17 protein-coding genes and 1 pseudogene are annotated in these 19,623 nt (G+C 66.1%); 7 read left to right on the plus strand and 11 right to left on the minus strand.

Going from position 1 to position 19,623, the window contains the following annotated elements; genetic code table 11:
* The first annotated feature begins 552 nt into the window (after nt 1–552).
* Together ACT53R_RS11250 and ACT53R_RS11255 are read left to right on the plus strand one after the other, a co-directional pair.
* Nucleotides 553–684, plus strand: coding sequence for a hypothetical protein (locus ACT53R_RS11250; protein ID WP_476171969.1), 132 nt, complete (start codon nt 553–555; stop codon nt 682–684).
* A gap of 9 nt (nt 685–693) precedes the next feature.
* Nucleotides 694–768, plus strand: a pseudogene (locus ACT53R_RS11255) (SymE family type I addiction module toxin); the annotation flags it as partial.
* A gap of 168 nt (nt 769–936) precedes the next feature.
* On the opposite strand, the gene ACT53R_RS11260 reads toward ACT53R_RS11255, so the two are convergent.
* The 5 genes from ACT53R_RS11260 to aceE form a co-directional block, all read right to left on the minus strand.
* The gene (locus ACT53R_RS11260; RefSeq protein WP_476171970.1) at nt 937–1,845 is read right to left on the minus strand and encodes a retron St85 family RNA-directed DNA polymerase; all 909 of its coding nucleotides are present in this window, start codon (nt 1,843–1,845) and stop codon (nt 937–939) included.
* 14 nt (nt 1,846–1,859) lie between these two features.
* Nucleotides 1,860–2,921: a retron St85 family effector protein gene (locus ACT53R_RS11265; protein WP_476171971.1), complete on the minus strand. Its 1,062-nt coding sequence runs from the start codon at nt 2,919–2,921 to the stop codon at nt 1,860–1,862.
* A gap of 264 nt (nt 2,922–3,185) precedes the next feature.
* On the minus strand, nt 3,186–4,238 hold the full coding sequence (locus ACT53R_RS11270; RefSeq protein WP_476171972.1) for an XVIPCD domain-containing protein: 1,053 nt from the start codon (nt 4,236–4,238) through the stop codon (nt 3,186–3,188).
* Between the two features lie 10 nt (nt 4,239–4,248).
* On the minus strand, nt 4,249–4,644 hold the full coding sequence (locus ACT53R_RS11275) for a DUF6393 family protein (RefSeq protein WP_476171973.1): 396 nt from the start codon (nt 4,642–4,644) through the stop codon (nt 4,249–4,251).
* A gap of 237 nt (nt 4,645–4,881) precedes the next feature.
* The gene (gene aceE, locus ACT53R_RS11280) at nt 4,882–7,572 is read right to left on the minus strand and encodes a pyruvate dehydrogenase (acetyl-transferring), homodimeric type (protein WP_476171974.1); all 2,691 of its coding nucleotides are present in this window, start codon (nt 7,570–7,572) and stop codon (nt 4,882–4,884) included.
* Between the two features lie 304 nt (nt 7,573–7,876).
* On the opposite strand from aceE, the gene ACT53R_RS11285 reads away from it, so the two are divergent.
* Nucleotides 7,877–8,380, plus strand: coding sequence for an REP-associated tyrosine transposase (locus ACT53R_RS11285; protein ID WP_476171975.1), 504 nt, complete (start codon nt 7,877–7,879; stop codon nt 8,378–8,380).
* Nucleotides 8,381–8,512: 132 nt separating this feature from the next.
* Here the strand turns inward: ACT53R_RS11285 and ACT53R_RS11290 are convergent, their stop codons facing one another.
* The 4 genes from ACT53R_RS11290 to rsgA form a co-directional block, all read right to left on the minus strand.
* A complete protein-coding gene (locus tag ACT53R_RS11290) occupies nt 8,513–10,840 on the minus strand; it encodes an NADP-dependent malic enzyme (RefSeq protein WP_476171976.1) in 2,328 nt (775 codons plus the stop codon).
* 43 nt (nt 10,841–10,883) lie between these two features.
* Complete coding sequence (locus ACT53R_RS11295; protein WP_476171977.1) at nt 10,884–12,239, minus strand: dicarboxylate/amino acid:cation symporter; 1,356 nt, start codon at nt 12,237–12,239, stop codon at nt 10,884–10,886.
* A gap of 34 nt (nt 12,240–12,273) precedes the next feature.
* Nucleotides 12,274–13,539 carry a flavohemoglobin expression-modulating QEGLA motif protein gene (locus ACT53R_RS11300; protein WP_476171978.1) on the minus strand — a complete coding sequence of 422 codons (1,266 nt, stop codon included), beginning with the start codon at nt 13,537–13,539 and terminating at the stop codon, nt 12,274–12,276.
* Between the two features lie 96 nt (nt 13,540–13,635).
* A complete protein-coding gene (gene rsgA, locus ACT53R_RS11305) occupies nt 13,636–14,760 on the minus strand; it encodes a ribosome small subunit-dependent GTPase A (protein WP_476171979.1) in 1,125 nt (374 codons plus the stop codon).
* A 146-nt stretch (nt 14,761–14,906) separates the two neighbouring features.
* Between rsgA and ACT53R_RS11310 the strand changes: the two genes are divergently transcribed.
* Genes ACT53R_RS11310 through ACT53R_RS11320 form a run of 3 tightly spaced genes read left to right on the plus strand, consistent with a single transcriptional unit; the run spans nt 14,907 to nt 17,557 of the window.
* Complete coding sequence (locus ACT53R_RS11310; RefSeq protein WP_476171980.1) at nt 14,907–16,169, plus strand: aminotransferase class I/II-fold pyridoxal phosphate-dependent enzyme; 1,263 nt, start codon at nt 14,907–14,909, stop codon at nt 16,167–16,169.
* A gap of 36 nt (nt 16,170–16,205) precedes the next feature.
* Entirely contained in the window at nt 16,206–16,877 is a 672-nt protein-coding gene (locus ACT53R_RS11315) for an SGNH/GDSL hydrolase family protein (RefSeq protein WP_476172182.1), read from the plus strand.
* Nucleotides 16,874–17,557 carry a methyltransferase domain-containing protein gene (locus ACT53R_RS11320; RefSeq protein ID WP_476171981.1) on the plus strand — a complete coding sequence of 228 codons (684 nt, stop codon included), beginning with the start codon at nt 16,874–16,876 and terminating at the stop codon, nt 17,555–17,557. Before ACT53R_RS11315 ends, ACT53R_RS11320 begins: the two co-directional genes overlap by 4 nt.
* Before the next feature lie 233 nt (nt 17,558–17,790).
* On the opposite strand, the gene ACT53R_RS11325 is transcribed toward ACT53R_RS11320, so the two are convergent.
* Entirely contained in the window at nt 17,791–18,588 is a 798-nt protein-coding gene (locus tag ACT53R_RS11325) for a polysaccharide deacetylase family protein (protein ID WP_476171982.1), read from the minus strand.
* A 14-nt stretch (nt 18,589–18,602) separates the two neighbouring features.
* Here ACT53R_RS11325 and ACT53R_RS11330 point away from each other — a divergent pair, with 14 nt between their 5' ends.
* Nucleotides 18,603–18,950: a rhodanese-like domain-containing protein gene (locus ACT53R_RS11330; RefSeq protein WP_476171983.1), complete on the plus strand. Its 348-nt coding sequence runs from the start codon at nt 18,603–18,605 to the stop codon at nt 18,948–18,950.
* 216 nt (nt 18,951–19,166) lie between these two features.
* Here ACT53R_RS11330 and ACT53R_RS11335 read toward each other — a convergent pair whose 3' ends face one another.
* Nucleotides 19,167–19,622 (minus strand): hypothetical protein, encoded by a 456-nt coding sequence (locus tag ACT53R_RS11335; RefSeq protein ID WP_476171984.1) that lies wholly within the window; start codon nt 19,620–19,622, stop codon nt 19,167–19,169.
* Between the last annotated feature and the right edge of the window lies 1 nt (nt 19,623).

Below are 19,623 nucleotides of genomic sequence, written 5' to 3' on the forward strand. Positions count from 1 at the left end.
ACGCAGAACACATCAAAGGTCGGATACAGTAACCACGGACTCTAGATCGGCCCGCTACTCAAAGCGGGGGGACGTCGCTGCAACGTCGGGACTTTCAGGGGCAACGATGCCGCTTTTTTCGCCATCGTTGCCGGTCAAAGGGGCAACGTCGGCGCTTTGAGGGGCATCGATGCCGCCGGGCGATCGGCGAGGCAGGGAAGAGCGGCGTGGCGTCGAAGGCGGGCGCCCTCCGCATGCGGTGGCGGGTCGGCGTGCATCGTGTGGGCGGCCGATTCGGTCCGGTTGACCGTCCGGAGGGGCGTGCGTAGAGTCGATGGCGGTGCTGAACACACCTCTCTCTAGGCGGCCGACCGCCCTCGTCAGTCAGGCGGTTTTTTTGTGCCCGAAGGATTCGTGTTGCCCGAATTCGGGCGACATCTCTCCATGGCCGGGTGGCGCGCAGCCATACAACACCCGAAAGGGAAAAACTGCGGGCCGTCCTAGAGCGGTGTTCAAGCACCCGGCCGCCCCTCTGAACAGGGGGCGCAATCGAACACTCTCTAGGAAACCGACATGTCCGCACGCACCCGCAAGCCGCGCAAAGAGCGGCACCTCACCACCACCTACACCCACCGCGACTACTACGACGACGGTTTCTGGGTCAGGTCGCAAAGCTTCCCCGTCCTCCGCTTCGGCGGCGCCTAGCTCGCACAGGCCGGCTTCGCCATCGGCCAACGCGTCCGCGTGAAGGTGCACAAGCACCGGATCGTGATCGAGCCGGTGACGTAGTCACGCACGACGCCACCTCGCGGGCTTCCGCTCCGATCACGGCGGGCCAAGGCCCGCCCTACGAGTTGCAACGATTGGCTTTCGTAGGGCGGGTTTTAACCCGCCTTGCGAGTTGCTTCCATCATCACTCGTAGGGCGGGCTCAAGCTCGCCTTATGAGCTGGGTCGATTATCCAGCCGGCGGAACTACATCTAGTGCTTGATGGCCGTAAGTTGAGATAAGAACAGACCTGAAACCGGGTTCAACACTGAGAACGAAAGCTAATTCGCCTCTCAATTTTTGAATTTCTATATCGCTAAGGAGGCCGCGAATGTATTTATCAACGCCTGCGCGAACGCCTCGTTTTCTTTTTCTCCCGACGGTGACGTTTCCCTCATTGGATAGAGTCAGGCCGGTAACTCTAAGGGCGCATCGCCGACTAACTGCAACCCTCTTTCCATCGTTAAGAGTGAGTTTTGGGAGGTGCATTTTTGTTACAAGAGATCTGATGTAATTCTCTGCGGTTGTTAGAATGTTTGGTTCGATTGATGAGATGGCGATGTCATCAGAATATCTGCTGTAGGAAATTCCGAAATCTTTGCAGTATGAAAATACTTTTTCATCAAAATCGAACATAACTGCATTCGATAAAAATGGTGAGCTAGGTGCGCCTAAGCATAGAGCTTGTTTTCCCCAGTAGTTCCACGTGCATGCATTGACAATAAATTTAACTTCAGCTTCGCTAATGTCATTGAAATTTGATCGCACTATGGAAGATATGCAATTCGCGCTTATGCTTGGAAAAAAATCCTTAAAATCAAATTTAGAAAGATAATTTGAATCTTTGTGGATTCTCGCGTTTGTCGAAATTGAACATCCCGGCTGATAAGCCGTAGCCGCATGGTGAACTGGCAACTTTTCCGAGAGAATACTAATAAGGGCCCTTTGGATGGCTTTCACTTCGCGCGCAGGCTGGGCAACGGTCCGGAAACCCTTCCCGTTTTTCTTCGGAATGGAAAATATTTTGTATCTCTTGTGCGCAGTGTGCGCAATTCTTCGGCATGAATCACTTGGCATGCCCGTGGCTTGGGATACCATTTTAACTATGCCTATCATTGTTTCACCATTATTTTTTGAATAACTTCAAATCTCGACCTTAAATTTGAAGAATAATAGGAGAGCACGTCAGATCGGAGTCGCTCTCTGTTAAACTGAGACCCGGGGTGAAACGAGAATGATATTCTCGATTTCCAGTCAATAGAGTGGTAATAGCGCCCATGTCCTTTGGACTTTGTCCCGAGAAGATCGCACTTGGAAAGGACAAATATGTATTGTTGAACTTGATGTTCGCTTATATTTATCCCGATATGTTTTAAATAATTCTGTATTTCCATCTGCGATAATGCGCCAAATAGGTCGCACAGTTCGCATATGAGGAGCATGATATGCGCTTCTAGGCTTGGTCGAAAAACTTGTTCGCCAATGTCTGATCGGGTATAGGAATATATGGCGGATATTATTTCTGGGACATCCGCTCGAACTTTTTCTAGGTCTTCTATGTATCGGCCGTGATTTTCACTGTGCCAATCATAAACCATGACGGATTTTTGATTATTGTCCTCTAATCTTTTAAGTGGGCCAAGTCGAATAAATGACTCTTGATCGTAATGGTGTTCTGGTACAACAACTAAAACCCGGTCTGTAAATGCGCTGCTTACAGAGAATGCTCCAAGCTCTGCGATTGCACCTGCACTTTCAACTACTAAGACAATGACTGCAGATAATCCTGCCAAGTGCTCTTCAAATGTTACAAGATCCTTGTATAAATCCCCTTTGAACCAGTCTTGTATTTCTTCCGCCAGTTTTAGTCTGGCCGCAAGATGTGAGTGCTTGCCTGAGACGATTTCGCCGTAAAGCATGTGTCTCAGCGATTTCAGGGGGGCAAGATCAATGTCTTGCGGTCCGCCGCAAAGCAAAATAAAACCCTCGAATGAACGAACTCTCGTCTTCGATAGGTCTATGCACTTTAAGAACTCAATTCGTGGATCTATCTGATCCTGTCTCAGACTCTTCACCAAGAGAACGCCCCGCGTAGCCGGCTTGGGCTTACCGCCGAGGACCGTGAGGACCGGAGGCGGTGAGACCAAGCCGGCTACGCGGGGCGATAATCCCACTCAATTCTTCGCTGTCTGGCGCAACGCCAGACCGACTCAACTTCCTGTACAACGCGTAAAGAGTTTTTCGATTTTCTAAGTTCCTACTATCTTCGTCAATAGCCGACTGGGAAAAGATCGTCGGTTGGTCTTCCTTTTGACTTGGTGGCTATCGTTTTCTTCGAATCGATCTGGGCTCGTCCGCTTGATTCATCCTTGCTTACTATTTCTTTTTTGCCTCCAGCACAGTAGTTCTCTGCGAAAAGGTACGATTTGAAGCCGGGCTCACCCCACCCGACCCCCAACCCCCCTCACCCCCGCCTCCTGCGTCTGCTGCTGCGTCTGCTCCGGCGCCGCCATGGCCTGCGCCTGCGTCCGCTGCATCGTGTCGTTGACCTGCTGCGAGGCCGCCGTCAGGGACGTGGCGTTGTCCTGTGCGGCGGGCAGGAAGGCGAGTTTGGCCGCGGGGTCGCCGAGGGCGCCCTGGCCAGCCACCAGGCCGTCGCGCTGGGTGTTGAAGACGACGAAGTCGATCCGGTCCAGCGCTTCGTTCCGGCCGCCCTGCGGGCGCTCGGTGCCGGCGAGGCTGGCATTGGCGAGGTTCGCGGCGGACTGTTCCAGCCGATCGCCGGTGAAGGTACCGGGCGGGATGTTCGGGGAACGCTCGATCGCGTCGATTGCCTGCTGGTAGCGCGCGTGGCCCGCGTGCTCCGGGTTGCGGATGTCCTGCGTGGTGTCGGGTGACGGCGCGGCCTTAGGCGTTTCCTTCGGGGTCTCCGGCGCGGCATCGGACGTGCTGAAGGTGCGGCTGGAATTGCCGATGCCGGGGACTTCCGGCTTGATGGTCTCGTCCAGTTGCCGACCCGAGGCCGGCGCCCAGTGCCCGGTGAAGCCGTCCTGCTTGGGCTCCGGCAGGCCGACGTCGCGCAGGACGCTGTCCGCCAGCGTGTTGGAGTTCTGCAACTGCGGGTCGTAGGGGTAGCGGTCGTCCTTGGTCTTCGCGTTGTCGATCATCGTCTGCCACGTCTGCGACAGGTCGGCGCCGGCGGTGATCGGTTCGCGGTATTGGCGCTGGCCCCTGGCGTTGGCGTTGTCCGGGTGATCCGGATTGCTGGCGTCGTAGGGCAGGTTGGTTTCGACGTGCATCTTGCCGTAGGGCAGGCTGGGCTTTTCGTCGCCGGTCCAGCCGCTGATGGTGTGCTGGTCGCCGTTGCGGTCGGTGTAGAGCAGGAACTTGTGGTGATAGTCCTGACCTGCGACGGACCCGATGTTGCGATAGCCGACTTCGATCGTTTCCTGCTGCGGCGTGTTCGCCTTGTCGCTGCCTTGCTCGTCCATGGCAGGCTCCTTACTGGTTCTTGAGGTGCAGCGCTTTCACTTCGGCCAGCTTGCCGGCAGCGTCGAACGAGAAGGTCATCACGACCGACCGCGCGTCCGGGTCGAGCATGGCGCGGCCCTTGTTGTCGCGCAGCAGCAGCCGGGTCGGCGTGTCCTCGATGATCTTGGTCGTCGACGACGATCGGAATGCCGCCTCCACCGCAGCCCTGTCCGTTCCCAGCGGAAGGTGCTGCAGCACGATGCCGCTGACGTCGAGCTGCTCGAAACGCACGGGTTTCCGGGAGGCGTAGATCTCTTCCAGCATGGGACGAACTCCTTGATCCATCGTTCGATTCTGCGCGGGTGCTTCGCGCTGTGAGGCCATGCCTGCGCATGAGGGCAGCGACAGGCCGGCGATGGCGGCCATCAAGCACAGCGCCCAGCCGGAACAGCGTCTTCGTGACATCGCGATCTCCCGTCACATCCTGGCGAATCGGTCATCGGCATCGGCGCCATGCCGGCGCCGCAGATTCAGGACATTAACGCGACGGTGCGGGCGATGGAATGGCGCCGGCCGCTTGCCACGATGCAAGCCGACAAAAGGAAAGGCGGCCCTTCGGCCGCCTTCCTCGTATCGCACGTCGATTCGCGAGAATCGATCGCATCAAGCCCCGAGAGGATTCCCCTTCTCCACATCGATCTTGTAGAGCTTGATCGCGCGGGCGACGTCCTTGCCGGTCATCTTGCCTTCCTTCGCGAGGGCGTCGATCGCGGCCTGGGCGATGTAGTAGCGGTCGACTTCGAAGTGGCGGCGGAGGTTGGCGCGGGTGTCGCTGCGGCCGAAGCCGTCGGTGCCGAGGACGGTGTAGCGCATCGGCACGAAGGCGCGGATCTGGTCGGCGAAGGCGCGGACGTAGTCGGTGGCGGCGACGGCCGGGCCCTGGCGGCCTTCCAGCAGTTCGGTGACGTAGGGCTTGCGCGGGGTCTTCGCTTCGGGATTGAGGCGGTTCCAGCGTTCGGCGTCGAAGCCGTCGCGGCGCAGTTCGGTGAAGCTCGGGCAGCTCCAGATGTCGGCGGTGACGCCGAAATCTTTGTCGAGCAGGTCGGCGGCGGCGATGGCTTCGCGCAGGATGGTGCCGCTGCCCAGCAGCTGCACGCGCAGTTCGCCCTTCTTCGGCTTGCCGGCGTCCTTCAGCAGGTACATGCCCTTGATGATGCCTTCGGCCGCGCCTTCCGGCATGTCCGGGTGGGCGTAGTTCTCGTTCATCAGGGTGAGGTAGTAGTACTCGTCGTGCTGCTCGTGGAGCATGCGCTGCATGCCGTGCTGCAGGATGACGGCGACCTCGAAGCCGAAGGTCGGGTCGTAGGCGCGGCAGTTGGGGATCGCGCCGGCGAGCAGGTGCGAGTGGCCGTCCTCGTGCTGCAGGCCCTCACCATTCAGCGTGGTGCGGCCGGCGGTGGCGCCCAGCAGGAAGCCGCGCGCGCGCATGTCCGCCGCCTGCCACGCGCTGTCGCCGATGCGCTGGAAGCCGAACATCGAATAGAAGATGTAGAACGGCAGCATCTGCAGATCGTTGGTGCTGTAGCTGGTGGCCGCGGCCATCCACGACGAGAACGCGCCGGCCTCGGTGATGCCTTCCTCCAGCACCTGGCCCGCGGCGTCCTCGCGGTAGTACATCAGCTGGTCGCGGTCGACCGGCTTGTACTTCTGGCCGTGCGGCGCGTAGATGCCGATCTGGCGGAACAGGCCTTCCATGCCGAAGGTGCGGGCTTCGTCGGCGACGATCGGCACGCAGCGCGGGCCGACGGCCTTGTCGCGCAGGATCACGTTCAGCGCCTGCACGAACGCCATGGTGGTGCTGATCTCGCGATCGCCGGTGCTCTTGAGCAGGCGGTCGAAGACCTCGAGCTTCGGCGTCTCCAGCGACTGCGTGGCCTTGCGGCGGCGCTGCGGCAGGAAGCCGCCCAGCGCGCCGCGCCGCGACAGCATGTACTCGACTTCCGGCGACTTCGGGCCCGGGTGGTAGAACGGCACCGCGCCGTCCTTGAACTGGTCGTCCGGGATGTCGATCTTGAAGCGGTCGCGGAACGCGCGCACGGCGTCGTCGTCGAGCTTCTTGGTCTGGTGCGTGGGGTTGAGCGATTCGCCCGAGGCGCCCATGCCGTAGCCCTTCACCGTCTTGGCGAGGATCACGGTCGGCATGCCCTTGGTCTCGACCGCGTTCTGGTACGCGGCGTAGACCTTGTGGGGATCGTGGCCGCCGCGGTTGAGGCGCCAGATGTCGTCGTCGCTCATGTTGGCGACCATCGCCGCGGTCTCCGGATACTTCCCGAAGAAGTTCTCGCGCGTGTAGGCGCCGCCGAAGGCCTTGCAGTTCTGGTATTCGCCGTCGACGGTTTCCATCATCAGGCGCTTGAGCTGGCCGGTGTTGTCCTTGGCCAGCAGCGGATCCCAGTAGCTGCCCCACACAGTCTTGACCACGTTCCAGCCGGCGCCGCGGAACTGGCCTTCCAGTTCCTGGATGATCTTGCCGTTGCCGCGCACCGGGCCGTCGAGGCGCTGCAGGTTGCAGTTGATGACGAAGACGAGGTTGTCCAGGCCTTCGCGGCCGGCGACCGAGATCGCGCCGAGGCTTTCGGGCTCGTCGCACTCGCCGTCGCCCATGAAGCACCACACCTTGCGGTCGGACTTCGGCATCAGGCCGCGCGCTTCGAGGTACTTCCAGTTGCGCGCCTGGTAGATCGCGCCGATCGGGCCGAGGCCCATCGACACGGTCGGGAACTGCCAGAAATCGGGCATCAGCCACGGGTGCGGATAGGAGCTGATGCCGCGGCCGTCGACTTCCATGCGGAAGTGGTCGATCTGCGATTCGCTGAGGCGGCCTTCGAGGAAGGCGCGGGCGTAGACGCCGGGCGAGCTGTGGCCCTGCACGCCGATGAGGTCGCCCGGGTGGTCGGCGCTGGGCGCGCGCCAGAAATGGTTGAAGCCGACGTCGTAGAGGGTCGCCGACGACGCGAACGAGGCGATGTGGCCGCCGAGGTCGCCGGGCTTGCGGTTGGCGCGCACGACCATCGCCATCGCGTTCCAGCGGATCATCGAGCGGATGCGCCACTCCATGTGCGGATCGCCCGGCATCCGCGGTTCGAGATGCGCCGGGATGGTGTTGATGTACTCGGTGGTCGGCGCGAACGGCAGGTGCGCCCCGGCGCGGCGGGTCAGCTCGACCATGCCTTCCAGCAGCTGGTGCGCACGACCGGCGCCGTCGGCGTCGATGACGGCCTTCAGCGACTCGATCCACTCGCGGGTCTCGGTCGGATCGGGGTCGTTCTGCAGCAGTTCGTTCAACCAGCTCATGGAGGCTCCGCGTGCGGCCCGGGGCCGCCGAATGGGGGATCGTCTGTGGGTTCGTCGTCTAGAGCATCGATTCTAGCAGCGGCCCCCGGCCCCGCCCCGTACGGGGGCGTGCGGTGGGCGCGGGGGCGTGCGGGAATTCGATTGCAGGGTGGCCCTTGTAGGAGCGCCGGAAGGCGCGACCGCTCCCTCGACAACCCGGACACGTTGCGACCACATCCCGGGCCGCTCGCCTGCGCCGTATCCCGACACCACGTCGCGGCATTCCCCGACATGCATCGCACTCAGACCGAGGCATGCTCCGGACATGTTCATCGCGCACGATAACCCCGGCCTGCGCGCCCTCCGCAAGGGACGCGCATCGCTTCCGCACCACGTCTATCTGGTCACGACCGTGTGCCATGAGCGCAGGCGGCATTTCGTGTCGGCCGAACAGGCAGATCCCGTCGCCGCACTGCTGCATGAAGATCGCCTGTGGCGGGATTCGACGGCCTTGTGCTGGGTGTTGATGCCGGACCATCTGCACATCGTGCTGCGGCTGGGCGAGGGCGAGCCGCTGTCGAGCTTGATGAATCGGGTGAAGTCGCTGACGTCGCGTGCTGCTGGCGTTCCGGGGGCAATGCCGGTCTGGATGCGGGGTTTCCATGATCGGGCGTTGCGGCGAGATGAAGATCTTGCCGCGATGATTCGCTATGTCAGCGCGAATCCGTTGCGAGCGGGATTGGTGGCCGCGGGGGAGGCGCTTCCGTACCGAGGCGGCACATGGATGGGTGGCCTGGAAAGCATTGAAGCGCCTGGCATGGAATCGTGAGGGCGCAATGGTTTCGGTCGCGCCTTCCGGCGCTCCTACAAAAGCAACAAAAACGGTGACAGAACGTTGCCTGTCGCCGTCTTGGGGCGGTTTGTACGCAGGGCCGCGCGCAGCGGCCCTGCGGTGCCGACCTCACTCCTCCCGCATCGCCCTGCGGTTCGAGGCCTCGGCTTCGCCGCGCTGCTGGCGGATCTGGGCGTCGACGGCGGCGATCGCGGTCATGTTGACGATGCGGCGCGGGGTGGAGGCCGGGGTGAGGATGTGCGCGGGCTGGTCGAGGCCCATCAGGATCGGGCCGATGGCGACGCCGTCGGTCATCACGCGCACCATGTTGTAGGTGATGTTGGCCGCGTCGAGGTTGGGCATCACGAACAGGTTGGGGCGGCCGCTGAGCGTGGTGTTGGGGAACATGCGGCGGCGCAGGCCTTCGTCCCACGCGGTGTCGGCCATCATCTCGCCGTCGATCTCCAGCTTCGGCGCGCGGCGGCGGACGATCTGGTAGACCTGCCGCATTTTCGCCGCGCTGGGATTGTCGTGGCTGCCGTAGTTGGAGTGCGACAGCAGCGCGACGCGCGGTTCGATGCCGAACAGCTTGAGGCGGTAGCTCGCCATCAGGGTGGCCTCGGCGATCTGGTCGGCGCTGGGGTCCACCTGCACGTGGGTGTCGAGGAAGAACCACACGCCCTGGCTGTTGATCACGCCGGTCATCGCCGCGGTGCCGCTGACGCCGCGGTCGAAGTTGAAGATGCTGCGCAGGTAGCCGAGCTTCTTGTGGAAGCGCCCGACCAGGCCGCAGATCATCGCGTCGGCTTCGCCGCGCTCGACCATCAGCGCGGCGATCAGCGTCGAACGCGAGCGGATGAGGTTCTTCGCCGCCGCCGGGGTCACGCCGCGACGTTCGGTCAGCGCGTGGTACTGCTGCCAGTACTCGTTGAAGCGCGGGTCGTCGTGGATGTTGGTGAGGTCGAAGTCGACGCCCGGGCGCATGCGCAGGCTGAGGCGCTGGATGCGCGCGTCGATGACGTCCGGGCGGCCGATCAGGATCGGACGCGCCAGACCTTCGTCGATCACGGTCTGCACCGCGAGCAGCACGGTTTCTTCCTCGCCTTCGGCGTAGACCACGCGCTTGGGATCGCGGCGGGCGCGGTCGTACACCGGCTTCATCAGCAGGCCGGTGCGGTAGATGAACTGCGCGAGTTTTTCCTCGTACGCCGGCATGTCGACGATCGGCCGCTGCGCGATGCCGGAGTCCATCGCGGCGTTCGCCACTGCCGGCGCCAGCACCGTGAGCAGGCGCGGATCGAACGGACGCGGGATGATGTACTCGGGGCCGAAACGCGGCACTTCGCCGCCGTAGGCGCTGCCGAGGTCGGAGGCCTCCATGCGCGCCAGCTTCGCGATCGCGCGCACGCAGGCGAGCTTCATCGCCTCGTTGATCTCCGTCGCGCCCACGTCCAGCGCGCCGCGGAAGATGTAGGGGAAGCACAACGCGTTGTTGACCTGGTTCGGGTAATCGCTGCGGCCGGTAGCGATGATGCAGTCCGGGCGCACGCGCTTCGCGTCTTCCGGCAGGATCTCGGGATTCGGATTCGCGAGCGCGAGGATGATCGGCCGTTCGGCCATCGTCGCGACCATCTCCGCCTTGAGGATGCCGCCGGCGGACAGGCCGAGGAAGATGTCGGCGCCGGCGACGATGTCGGCCAGCGTGCGCTTGTCGGTGTCGCGGGCGTAGCGCGCCTTGTCGGGATCGAGGTGCGCGCGGCCGGCGTAGAGCACGCCGTCGCGGTCGACCGCGAGGATGTTCTCCGGCTTCATGCCCAGCGCGACCAGCATGTCGAGGCAGGCGATGCCCGCGGCACCGGCGCCGGAGGTGGCGAGCTTCACCTCGCCGATCTTCTTGCCGACGATCTCCAGCGCGTTGAGCACGGCGGCACCGACGATGATCGCGGTGCCGTGCTGGTCGTCGTGGAAGACCGGGATGTTCATCCGCTGGCGCAGCTTGCGCTCGACGATGAAGCACTCCGGCGCCTTGATGTCTTCGAGGTTGATGCCGCCGAAGGTCGGTTCCAGCGAGGCGATGATGTCGACGAGCTTGTCGGGATCGCGCTCGTTCACTTCGATGTCGAACACGTCGATGCCGGCGAACTTCTGGAACAGCACGCCCTTGCCTTCCATCACCGGCTTGCCGGCCAGCGGGCCGATGTCACCCAGGCCCAGCACCGCGGTGCCGTTGGTGATCACCGCGACGAGGTTGCCGCGCGCGGTCATCTCGCTGGCGGCGTTGGGGTCGGCGACGATCGCCTCGCAGGCGTAGGCCACGCCGGGCGAGTAGGCCAGCGACAGGTCGCGCTGCGTGACCAGCGGCTTGGTCGGCGCGACCTTGATCTTGCCCGGCGGATCCTGGCGGTGGTACTCGAGGGCGGATTCTTTCAGGTCTTGGGACGTGTCGTGGTCGGACATCGCGGTGGATCCAGGGGCCGGGGGGCCATTCTAGTGGAAGGGCTCAGTCGTCGTCGTCGAGCGAACGCTGCGCCGGCGTATGGAAGGCCGGTTCCGGTGCGGGCGGCAGCGTGCCCGCGGGTGGCGGGCCGGCGGCCAGCTCCGCGCGCAGCCGCGCGAGATCCAGCCCGCCTTCCCAGCGCGAGACGACCAGCGTGGCGACGCCGTTGCCGATGAGGTTGGTGATCGCGCGCGCCTCGCTCATGAAGCGGTCGATGCCGAGGATCAGCGCCAGCCCCGCGACCGGCACCGACGGCACCACCGCCAGCGTCGCGGCGAGGGTGATGAAGCCGGCGCCGGTGACGCCCGACGCGCCCTTGGAGGTCAGCATCGCCACCAGCAGCAGGCTGAGCTGCTGGCCGAGGGTGAGGTCGATGTTCATCGCCTGCGCGACGAACAGCGCGGCCATCGTCAGGTAGATGTTGGTGCCGTCGAGGTTGAACGAATAGCCGCTGGGCACCACGAGGCCAACCACGGATTTCGGGCAGCCGAGGCGTTCGAGCTTCTGCATCAGCGGCACCAGTGCGGACTCCGATGACGACGTGCCCAGCACCAGCAGCAGTTCGTCGCGGATGTAACGCAGGAAGCGCAGGATCGAGAAGCCGGTCAGCTGCGCGATGGTGCCCAGCACCAGCAGCACGAACAGCGCGCAGGTGGCGTAGAAGCCGAGCATCAGTTTCGCCAGCGGGCCGAGGCTGTCGAGGCCGTATTTGCCGATGGTGAAGGCCATCGCACCGCCGGCGCCGATCGGCGCCAGGCGCATGATCAGCGCCATCATCCGGAAGAAGATCTCCGACAGCGCATCCAGCAGCGCGTGCACCGGCCGCGCGCGTTCGCCCAGCGCGCTCATCGCGAAACCGAACAGGCAGGCCAGCAGCAGCACCTGCAGCAGGTCGCCGTCGCCGGTGAAGGCATCGACGAAGGTCTTCGGGATGATGTGCAGCAGGAAGCCGACGGTGGTCTGCTCGTGCGCCTTCTGCGCGTAGTCGGCGACGGTCGCGGCGTCGAGTGTGGCCGGGTCGACGCCGAAGCCGGCGCCGGGTCTCCACAGGTTCACCACCAGCAGGCCGATGGCGAGCGCGAAGGTCGACACCACTTCGAAATAGAGGATCGCTTTCGCGCCGATGCGGCCGACGCCGCGCAGGTCGGACGCGCCGGCGATGCCGGCGACGACGGTGAGGAAGATGATCGGCGCGATCAGCATCTTCACCAGCGCGATGAAGCCGTCGCCGAGCGGTTTCAGCGCGACGCCGGTGGCCGGCGCGAAGTGGCCGATGGCGCCACCGATGACGATCGCGGCGATCACCCACAGGTACAGGCGGCCGGTGCGCGGCGTGGAGGACGATGCGGTGGCGGTCATCGCGGCAGGACTCCGTGTCGGCATGCGCTGCGCATCACACGCCGAGCCCCAGCACGAGGTCGTCGGCGTCGACGCGATCCAGCCGGATCTTGTTGGCGAACAGCGAGAACGCGAGCATGCCGGCGAGCCCGTTCGCCCGGCGCATCCACGGCGGCACGTAGTGCGGCGGCGCGACGATGCCGGCGTCGAACATCGGCTGCAGGGCGAACACGTCTTCCAGCGCGAGCTTGCCGGCGAACAGCTGCCGCGCCGTCGACAGCTTGCGGTGGCGCAGGCACCAGCGGAAGAACGTGTGCACGCTGAGCAGGCCGTGCAGGTAGACGGTGTCCTTGGTGAATGCCGCGCCGCCGCCGAGCGGCGCGCCGCGGAACACGCGCTGCGCCGACGAGAAGCTGTCCTCGGGCGTCTGCCCGGCGTCGAGGAAGAAGCGGAATACCTGCACGAAGTCGGCGCCGTTGATCGCCATGTCGATCGCGACGATGCGCAGGCTGATGCGCTTCATGCGCTCGATGTCCATCGAGCCGGAGATCAGCTCGGCGAACGTTGCCAGTCCTTCCTGCGTGGCGGTGGTGCGCGGCGCACCGCGGGCCAGCGACGGCAGCTGCGACTGCTCGCGCCCGTTGAGGCCGGTCAGCGTGTGCACGAACGCTTCGTGGACCAGCAACTGCTGGTGGTCGTAATCGCTGAAGCCGGTGTTGGTGCGGATGCGGATGCGCGTCGGACTGGCGGCGGCCTTCGCGATGAGGTCGGGGTCGAGTTCGACCTGGACGCGGTGGTCGACGAAGAACGCGTCGATCTCCGGCTGCAGCAGGTTGCGCAGGGTCTCGGCCGACATCACCGCTTCCGGTTCGATGTCGCGCAGCTCCTGGTCCATGTCGTCGGCGAGGCCGACGAAGTGCTGCGCGGCTTCGAGGTTGGTCGGGCCGTCGCCGGGCAGCATCTCCACCGGGCGGCCGTACAGCCGCGTCGAATACGCGGTCATGCGGTAGGTGCCGGCGGCATCGAGCAGGCGCGTGGCGATGCGCCAGCTTTCGGCGGTCGCCAGCAGGTAGCGGCCGAGCGGGTGGTCGGCGTCGGCGGCCTGCGTGATCGCTTCCAGCTCGGTGCGCACGTCGGTGAAATCGGTCTTCGCGTAGACGATTGCCGGCAGGTGGATGCGGCCGATTTTCCACGCGGCGAGGAAGGTCTCCTGCGCGCTGGCCGGCCAGCTGACGGTGTCGAGCAGGCGGATGCCGCGCACCGCCGCGACCAGCCGCGCGTCCAGCGCGACGTGATGGGCGATGGCGTCGGCGTCGGTCATGCCGATGTCCCTGTAGGAGCGCCGGAAGGCGCGACGAATGGTGGCAGCGCTTTCCTCGAACCGGTCGCGCCTTCCGGCGCTCCTACAGGAAAAGCCTCAATGCCGACCATATTTGTCGTCCAGCCGCTTGTTGAGCGCCTTGCCCTGCACCCGCGCGTCGGATTTCTGCGCGAGCCGCGTCGCGAGGCGATCCGCCGCGCCGGCGACCTCGTCGCGCAGCTTCAGGTAGTTCGCGAAGCGGGCGGCGTCGAGCGTGCCGGCCTCGATCGCCGCGCGCACCGCGCAGCCGGGCTCCTTCGCGTGGCGGCAGTCGCGGAACTTGCAGGTGTCGGCCAGCGCCTCGATGTCGGCGAAGCCGCCGTCGGCCAGGGTTTCCTCGCCGGTCGGCTTCAGCTCGCGCATGCCGGGCGTGTCGATCAGGCAGGCGCCGGACGGCAGCGGGATCAGCGTGCGGAACGTGGTGGTGTGGCGGCCGCGGGCGTCGCTCTCGCGCACCTCGCCGGTCTTCATCTTCTCGATGCCCAGCAACGTGTTGGTCAGCGTCGACTTGCCGGCGCCGGACGAGCCCACCAGCACCGCGGTGCGACCGGGGCCCAGCCACGGGTCCAGCGCGGCGACGCTGTCGCGGTCCTTGGCGTTGACCGCGATCGCGGCGATGCCCTGCGCCGCCAGTTCGGCCAGCGCGGCGAGGCCGGCCTCGGCGTCGCTGCCGTCGCGGTCGGCCTTGGTCAGCACCACCACCGGGGACGCCCCGCCGCCGCCGATCAGCAGCAGGTAGCGCTCGATCCGGCGCGGGTTGAAGTCGGCGTCCAGCCCGCAGACCACGAACACGGTGTCGATGTTCGCGGCGATCAACTGCTGGTGGTAGTGCTCGCCGGCGGCGGCGCGCTTGATCGCGGTGCGCCGGGGCAGCAGGGCGACGATCCGCGGCTTCGGGCTGGCGTCCTCGACCAGCGCCCAGTCGCCGACCGCGGCACGGTCCTGCGGCGGGAACCGGCGGCGGGCCCATTCCGGCGGCGATTCCACCGCCAGTGCGTGCCCCGGTGCCTCGGCCACGACGTAGCCGGTGCGGTGCTGCTCGATCACCCGCGCCGGGCGGGCTTGCGGGTGGGCGGCGAGGACCGCGGCCCAGGCCGGGTCGTCGACCGTGTCCGCGGCGGTGCCGGCGAAGGGCCAGCCGATCGCGCCGAGGGCGTCCGGGCCGGGGCGGGCGGGGTTCAAGCGGAGCGGGAGCGGGCAGGCATCGGGCGATTCTATGCCGCACCGGGCCGCCGAGGGGATCAGGGCGGGCGTGGCGCACCGCCGGAGACAGGCGGGGAAAGTCGATTTCCGCTAGTCTTTCCCGACTTTTTCCCGTGCCCGCCCCGATGCCGTCCTCGACTCCCAAGCCCGGTCTCAAGACCCGTGAACGCCTGTCCGAAGTCCGCTACGAGATCCGCGGCGAACTGGCCCGGCGAGCCCGCGAGCTGGAAGGCCAGGGCCGGCAGCTGATCAAGCTCAACATCGGCAACCCGGGCGCGTTCGGGTTCCGTGCGCCGGAGCATCTCCAGCGCGCCATCGCCGACCACATCGCCGCCACCGATCCCTACACCCACCAGCAGGGCCTGCCGGCCGCGCGCGAGGCCATCGCCGCCTTCCACCGCCAGCGCGGCACGCCGAACGCGTCGCCCGAGCGCGTGTTCGTCGGCAATGGCGTCAGCGAGCTGATCGACCTGTCGCTGCGCGCGCTGCTCAACCCGGGCGACGAAGTGCTGCTGCCGTCGCCGGACTACCCGCTGTGGTCGGCGGCGACCATCCTCAACGACGGCCGCCCGGTGTACTACCGCTGCCGCCCCGAGCACGGCTTCCTGCCGGATCCGGACGAGATCGCGTCGCTGGTGTCCTCGCGCACCCGCGCGATCGTGCTGATCAACCCGAACAACCCGACCGGCGCGACCTATCCGCGCGCGATCCTCGAACGCATCGTCGCGATCGCCCAGAAGCACGACCTGCTGCTGATGGCCGACGAGATCTACGACCACATCCTGTACGACGACGCGACCTTCCAGCCGCTGGCGCCGCTGGCCGGCGACCATCCCTGCCTGTCGTTCGGCGGCCTGTCGAAGGTGCATCGCGCCTGCGGCTGGCGCGTGGGCTGGGCGGTGCTCAGCGGCGACCCGCTGCGCAGCGGCGAGTTCCACCACGCGATGGACCTGCTCGGCGCGCTGCGCCTGTGCGCCAACGTGCCGGGGCAGTTCGCGATCGACGCCGCGCTGCACGGCGTCGACACCATCAGTGTGCTCACCGCGCCCGGCGGCCGCCTGTACGAAACCCGTCGCGCGCTGATCGAATGCTGCGACGCCAGCGAACACCTGTCGCTGGTCGCGCCCGCCGGCGCGCTGTACGGCTTCCCGGCCGTCGTCGGCGATGCCGCGAAGGGCTTCGACGACCACGCCTTCGCGCTGGAGATGCTGGAAACCGAGGACGTGCTGATCGTCCCGGGCTCCAGCTTCAACGTGCCGGAACGCAACCATTTCCGCGTGACCCTGCTGCCCGAGGCGCCCGCGCTGCGCGAGGTGTTCGCGCGCATCGACCGCGTGCTGTCGCGCCGTGCCGAGCAGGCCCGCGCCACACGCGCCGCGGTGGCCTGAACCGTGGGCGCGGTGCCGGCGCTGCTGGCCGCGGTGCTGGCGGCCGCCGCGCCGACCGGCGATGACGGCCGCGCCGCCTCGCCGGCCCTGCGTTACCTCGCCCTCGGCGACAGCTACACGATCGGTGAAGGCGTGCCCGCCGACGGGCGCTGGCCCGCGCAGCTCGCCGCGCGCCTGCGCGAGGACGGCCGCGCCGTCGACGCACCGCGCATCGTCGCCACCACCGGCTGGACCACCGACGAACTGTCCTCCGCGCTCGACGCCGCCGAACCGCTTGGGCGCGACTGGGACCTGGTCAGCCTGCTGATCGGCGTCAACGACCAGTACCGGGGCCGTCCGGTCGACGCCTACGCGCCCGCGTTCGCGGCGCTGCTCGATCGCACGATCGGTTATGCCGGTGGCCGCGCCGACCGCGTGGTGGTGCTCGCGATCCCCGACTGGGGCGTGACCCCGTTCGCCGTGGCGTCGGGCCGCGACCGCGCCGCCATCGCGCGCGAGCTCGATGCCTACAACGCCACGGCCGCGCGGATCTGCCGGGAGCGCGGCGTCGCCTTCGTCGACATCGCGCCGGTGAGCCGCGCACGCGGCGACGAGCCGACGATGCTGGCCGACGACGGCCTGCATCCGTCGGCCGCGCTGTATGCCGAGTGGACGCGCCTCGCGCTGCCGGTCGCGCGTCGCGCGCTGACGGACGCGCCTGCGCCGTGAGCGCGCCCGCGTTCGCGGCCGGTGAAGCGAAGCGCATCGCCGCGGCGTTCCTGCCCGACTTTGCGCTCGGCAATCGTTACGACTACTACTACGTGCAGGGCAAGCTGCGCAGCGATCCGCTGTATCCGGGCGCGCTGGCCGCACTGCGCGGCAGCGACGCGCCGCTGCTCGACCTCGGTTGTGGTCTCGGCCTGCTCGCGCACGCGCTGCGCGGCGACGGCCAGACGATGGCGTACCGCGGTGTCGACACCGACGCGGCGAAGATCGCGCGCGCCGTGCGTGCCGCGCAACGTGCGGCACTCGCTGACGCCGCGTTCGAGGTGGTCGATCTCGCGCGCACGCTGCCGGCACATCGCGGCAGCGTCGCGCTGCTCGACGTGCTGCAGTATCTTGACGCCGACACCCAGCGCACGCTGCTGGCGGGCATCGCGGCGATGCTGGTGCCCGGCGCGGTGCTGGTGATCCGCAGCCCGGTCGCCGACGACGGCGGCCGCTCGCGCACCACGCGCGTACTCGACCACGCGGCCCACCGCATCGGCTGGATGCGCACGCGGCCGCAGGATTACCCGACCCTCGACGGTCTGCGCGCCGCGCTCGAAGCGCATGGCCTGCACGTCGACTGCATGCCGCTGTACGGCCGCACGCCGTTCAACAACTGGCTGATCGTCGCGCGGCGTTGAGCGCGCGAAAACCATTCTCTGTGGGAGCGGCGTGAGCCGCGACGCGACGCACCGATTCAGCGGAAAGCAGGGCAATCTCGTTGGCTGCGGATGACTTCGTGGTTGTTCCGTCGCGACTCCCGTCGCTCCCACGGGATGGCGCGTCGCACGATGATGGCGAGAAGTCGCGGCAGGCATTTCCTGTGGGAGCGACGGGAGTCGCGACGAACCACAGCCGAGCTTTCCGAAGCGCTTCAGCCCGCCACCGGCAACACCGCGCGATAGCCCAGCGCATCGAGCCGCTGCAGCATCAGCCGCAGCGTCGCGAGATTGCCGCCATGCGCCGCACCTTCGTGCAGCAGCACGATCGCGCCCGGCGCGAGGTCGCGTTCGATCCGCGCGACCACCTGCGCCGGATCACCGGCGACGCCGTCGAAGCCGCGCGCGCTCCACGCCACGCGCGCCAGCCCGTGCGTGCGCAGCGCCGCATGCACGAACGGATTGGTCATGCCGACCACCGACCGGAACCAGCGCGGCGCTTCGCCGGTGATCTCCGCGAGGATGTGCTGTGTCTCCACGATCTCGCGACGCAGCCGCGCCGGACCCAGCGCCCAGAACCACGCCGCCGGATGGGTCGCACTGTGATTCCCGATGCCGTGGCCGCGACGCACGAGTTCGCGCACCAGATCGGGACGCCGCGCCGCGCGTTCGCCGACGAGGAAGAACGTCGCCTTCGCGCCGTGCGCATCGAGCAGGTCGAGCACCGCGAGCGTTTCGTCGGACGGGCCATCGTCGATCGTCAGCCAGACCACGCGGTCCGCCGTCGGCAGTCGCGCCAGCGCTGGCCCGAACACGCACGAACGCGGCCAGAGCGTGCCCCACCAGAACGGGGCGTGGCTGAGCAGCATCGCCGGCAGTCCGGCGGCCATGCCCCAGCGCCACCAGATCGCGATCACCAGCGCCTGCGAGGCGACCAGCATCCCGATCCAGGCATGCGGATGCCGCGGGACGCGATGCGGCGCGACGGGCGGACTGGCGGGGACGGTCGGCATCGCGGCATGATGCCATGCCCCCTTCCCGACCCGTGACCGCCATGGCCTTCCGCAATCTCTCCGTCGCCGATGCCGATGCCCGCGCCCGCTCCGGCGCCGTGACCCTGGTCGACGTGCGTCCGCCGGACGAACGCGCCATCGCGTCGGTGCAAGCGCCGTTCCAGGCGCTGGAGGATGGCGGCCTGGAGCGCCTCGTCGAACTGCCCAAGGACACGCCGCTCGCGTTCCTCTGCCATCACGGCGGCCGCAGCGCGCAGGCCGCGATGTACTTCGTCCAGCGCGGCTTCACCGACGTGTACAACGTCGTCGGCGGCATCGACGCGTGGAGCCTCAACGTCGATCCGTCGATCCGGCGGTATTGAGCTAAGCCCTCGCAGAGCCTGCTGCCCCCACGGATCATCCCGGGATACGCCACTCGCTTGCCCCTGCCTTAGGGCGGCGGCGGTATGCAGAATGCGAGAAATTCAGGGGCAGGGCTTTGCCGACGTTTGCAGCGCGGACGTCGGGAACGCGTGCAGCGTGTCGACATTGACCTCTCGATTCGGCAGTGCCGAACGCTTTCACGCAGTTTTACGCGATCAGGTCGTGGATTCCCGTATCCGCACACCGCGGCGAATGGCTTCCTCGGCAACGAGGCAACGCAATTCATCGTCTTGTATTTGCAGCGTGCAATTCGTGCGTTCGTTGAAGATGCGATAGAACTTGAATGAGCGGTCATGCCTTTCGAGTGAGAGGCCGGCAGCAAGACCCTTTCGGTAAATGTATTCAGCATCCAGGCCGTCGAGAACACCGGTTTCGATACCGCCGTCGGCGTTCAGCCTTGCTCGGAACTCCGACGTCGACATCGCCGAAAATCCACTTAACAGCGAACGCACGGCCTTAAAGAAAGCCGGCGTGATGCCTTCGGCGGGAATCGGAATCCAGATCGTGGCGGCGTCGTCGTGATGGACGTGGACGACCCAGCCGGGTTCGCTGCCGTCCCACAAACGATGGAACCGTGCGACATCGTCCGGCATGTCGTTCGTGTCGCGCATG

It is taken from the genome of Lysobacter sp. DMC104 (assembly GCF_056313665.1).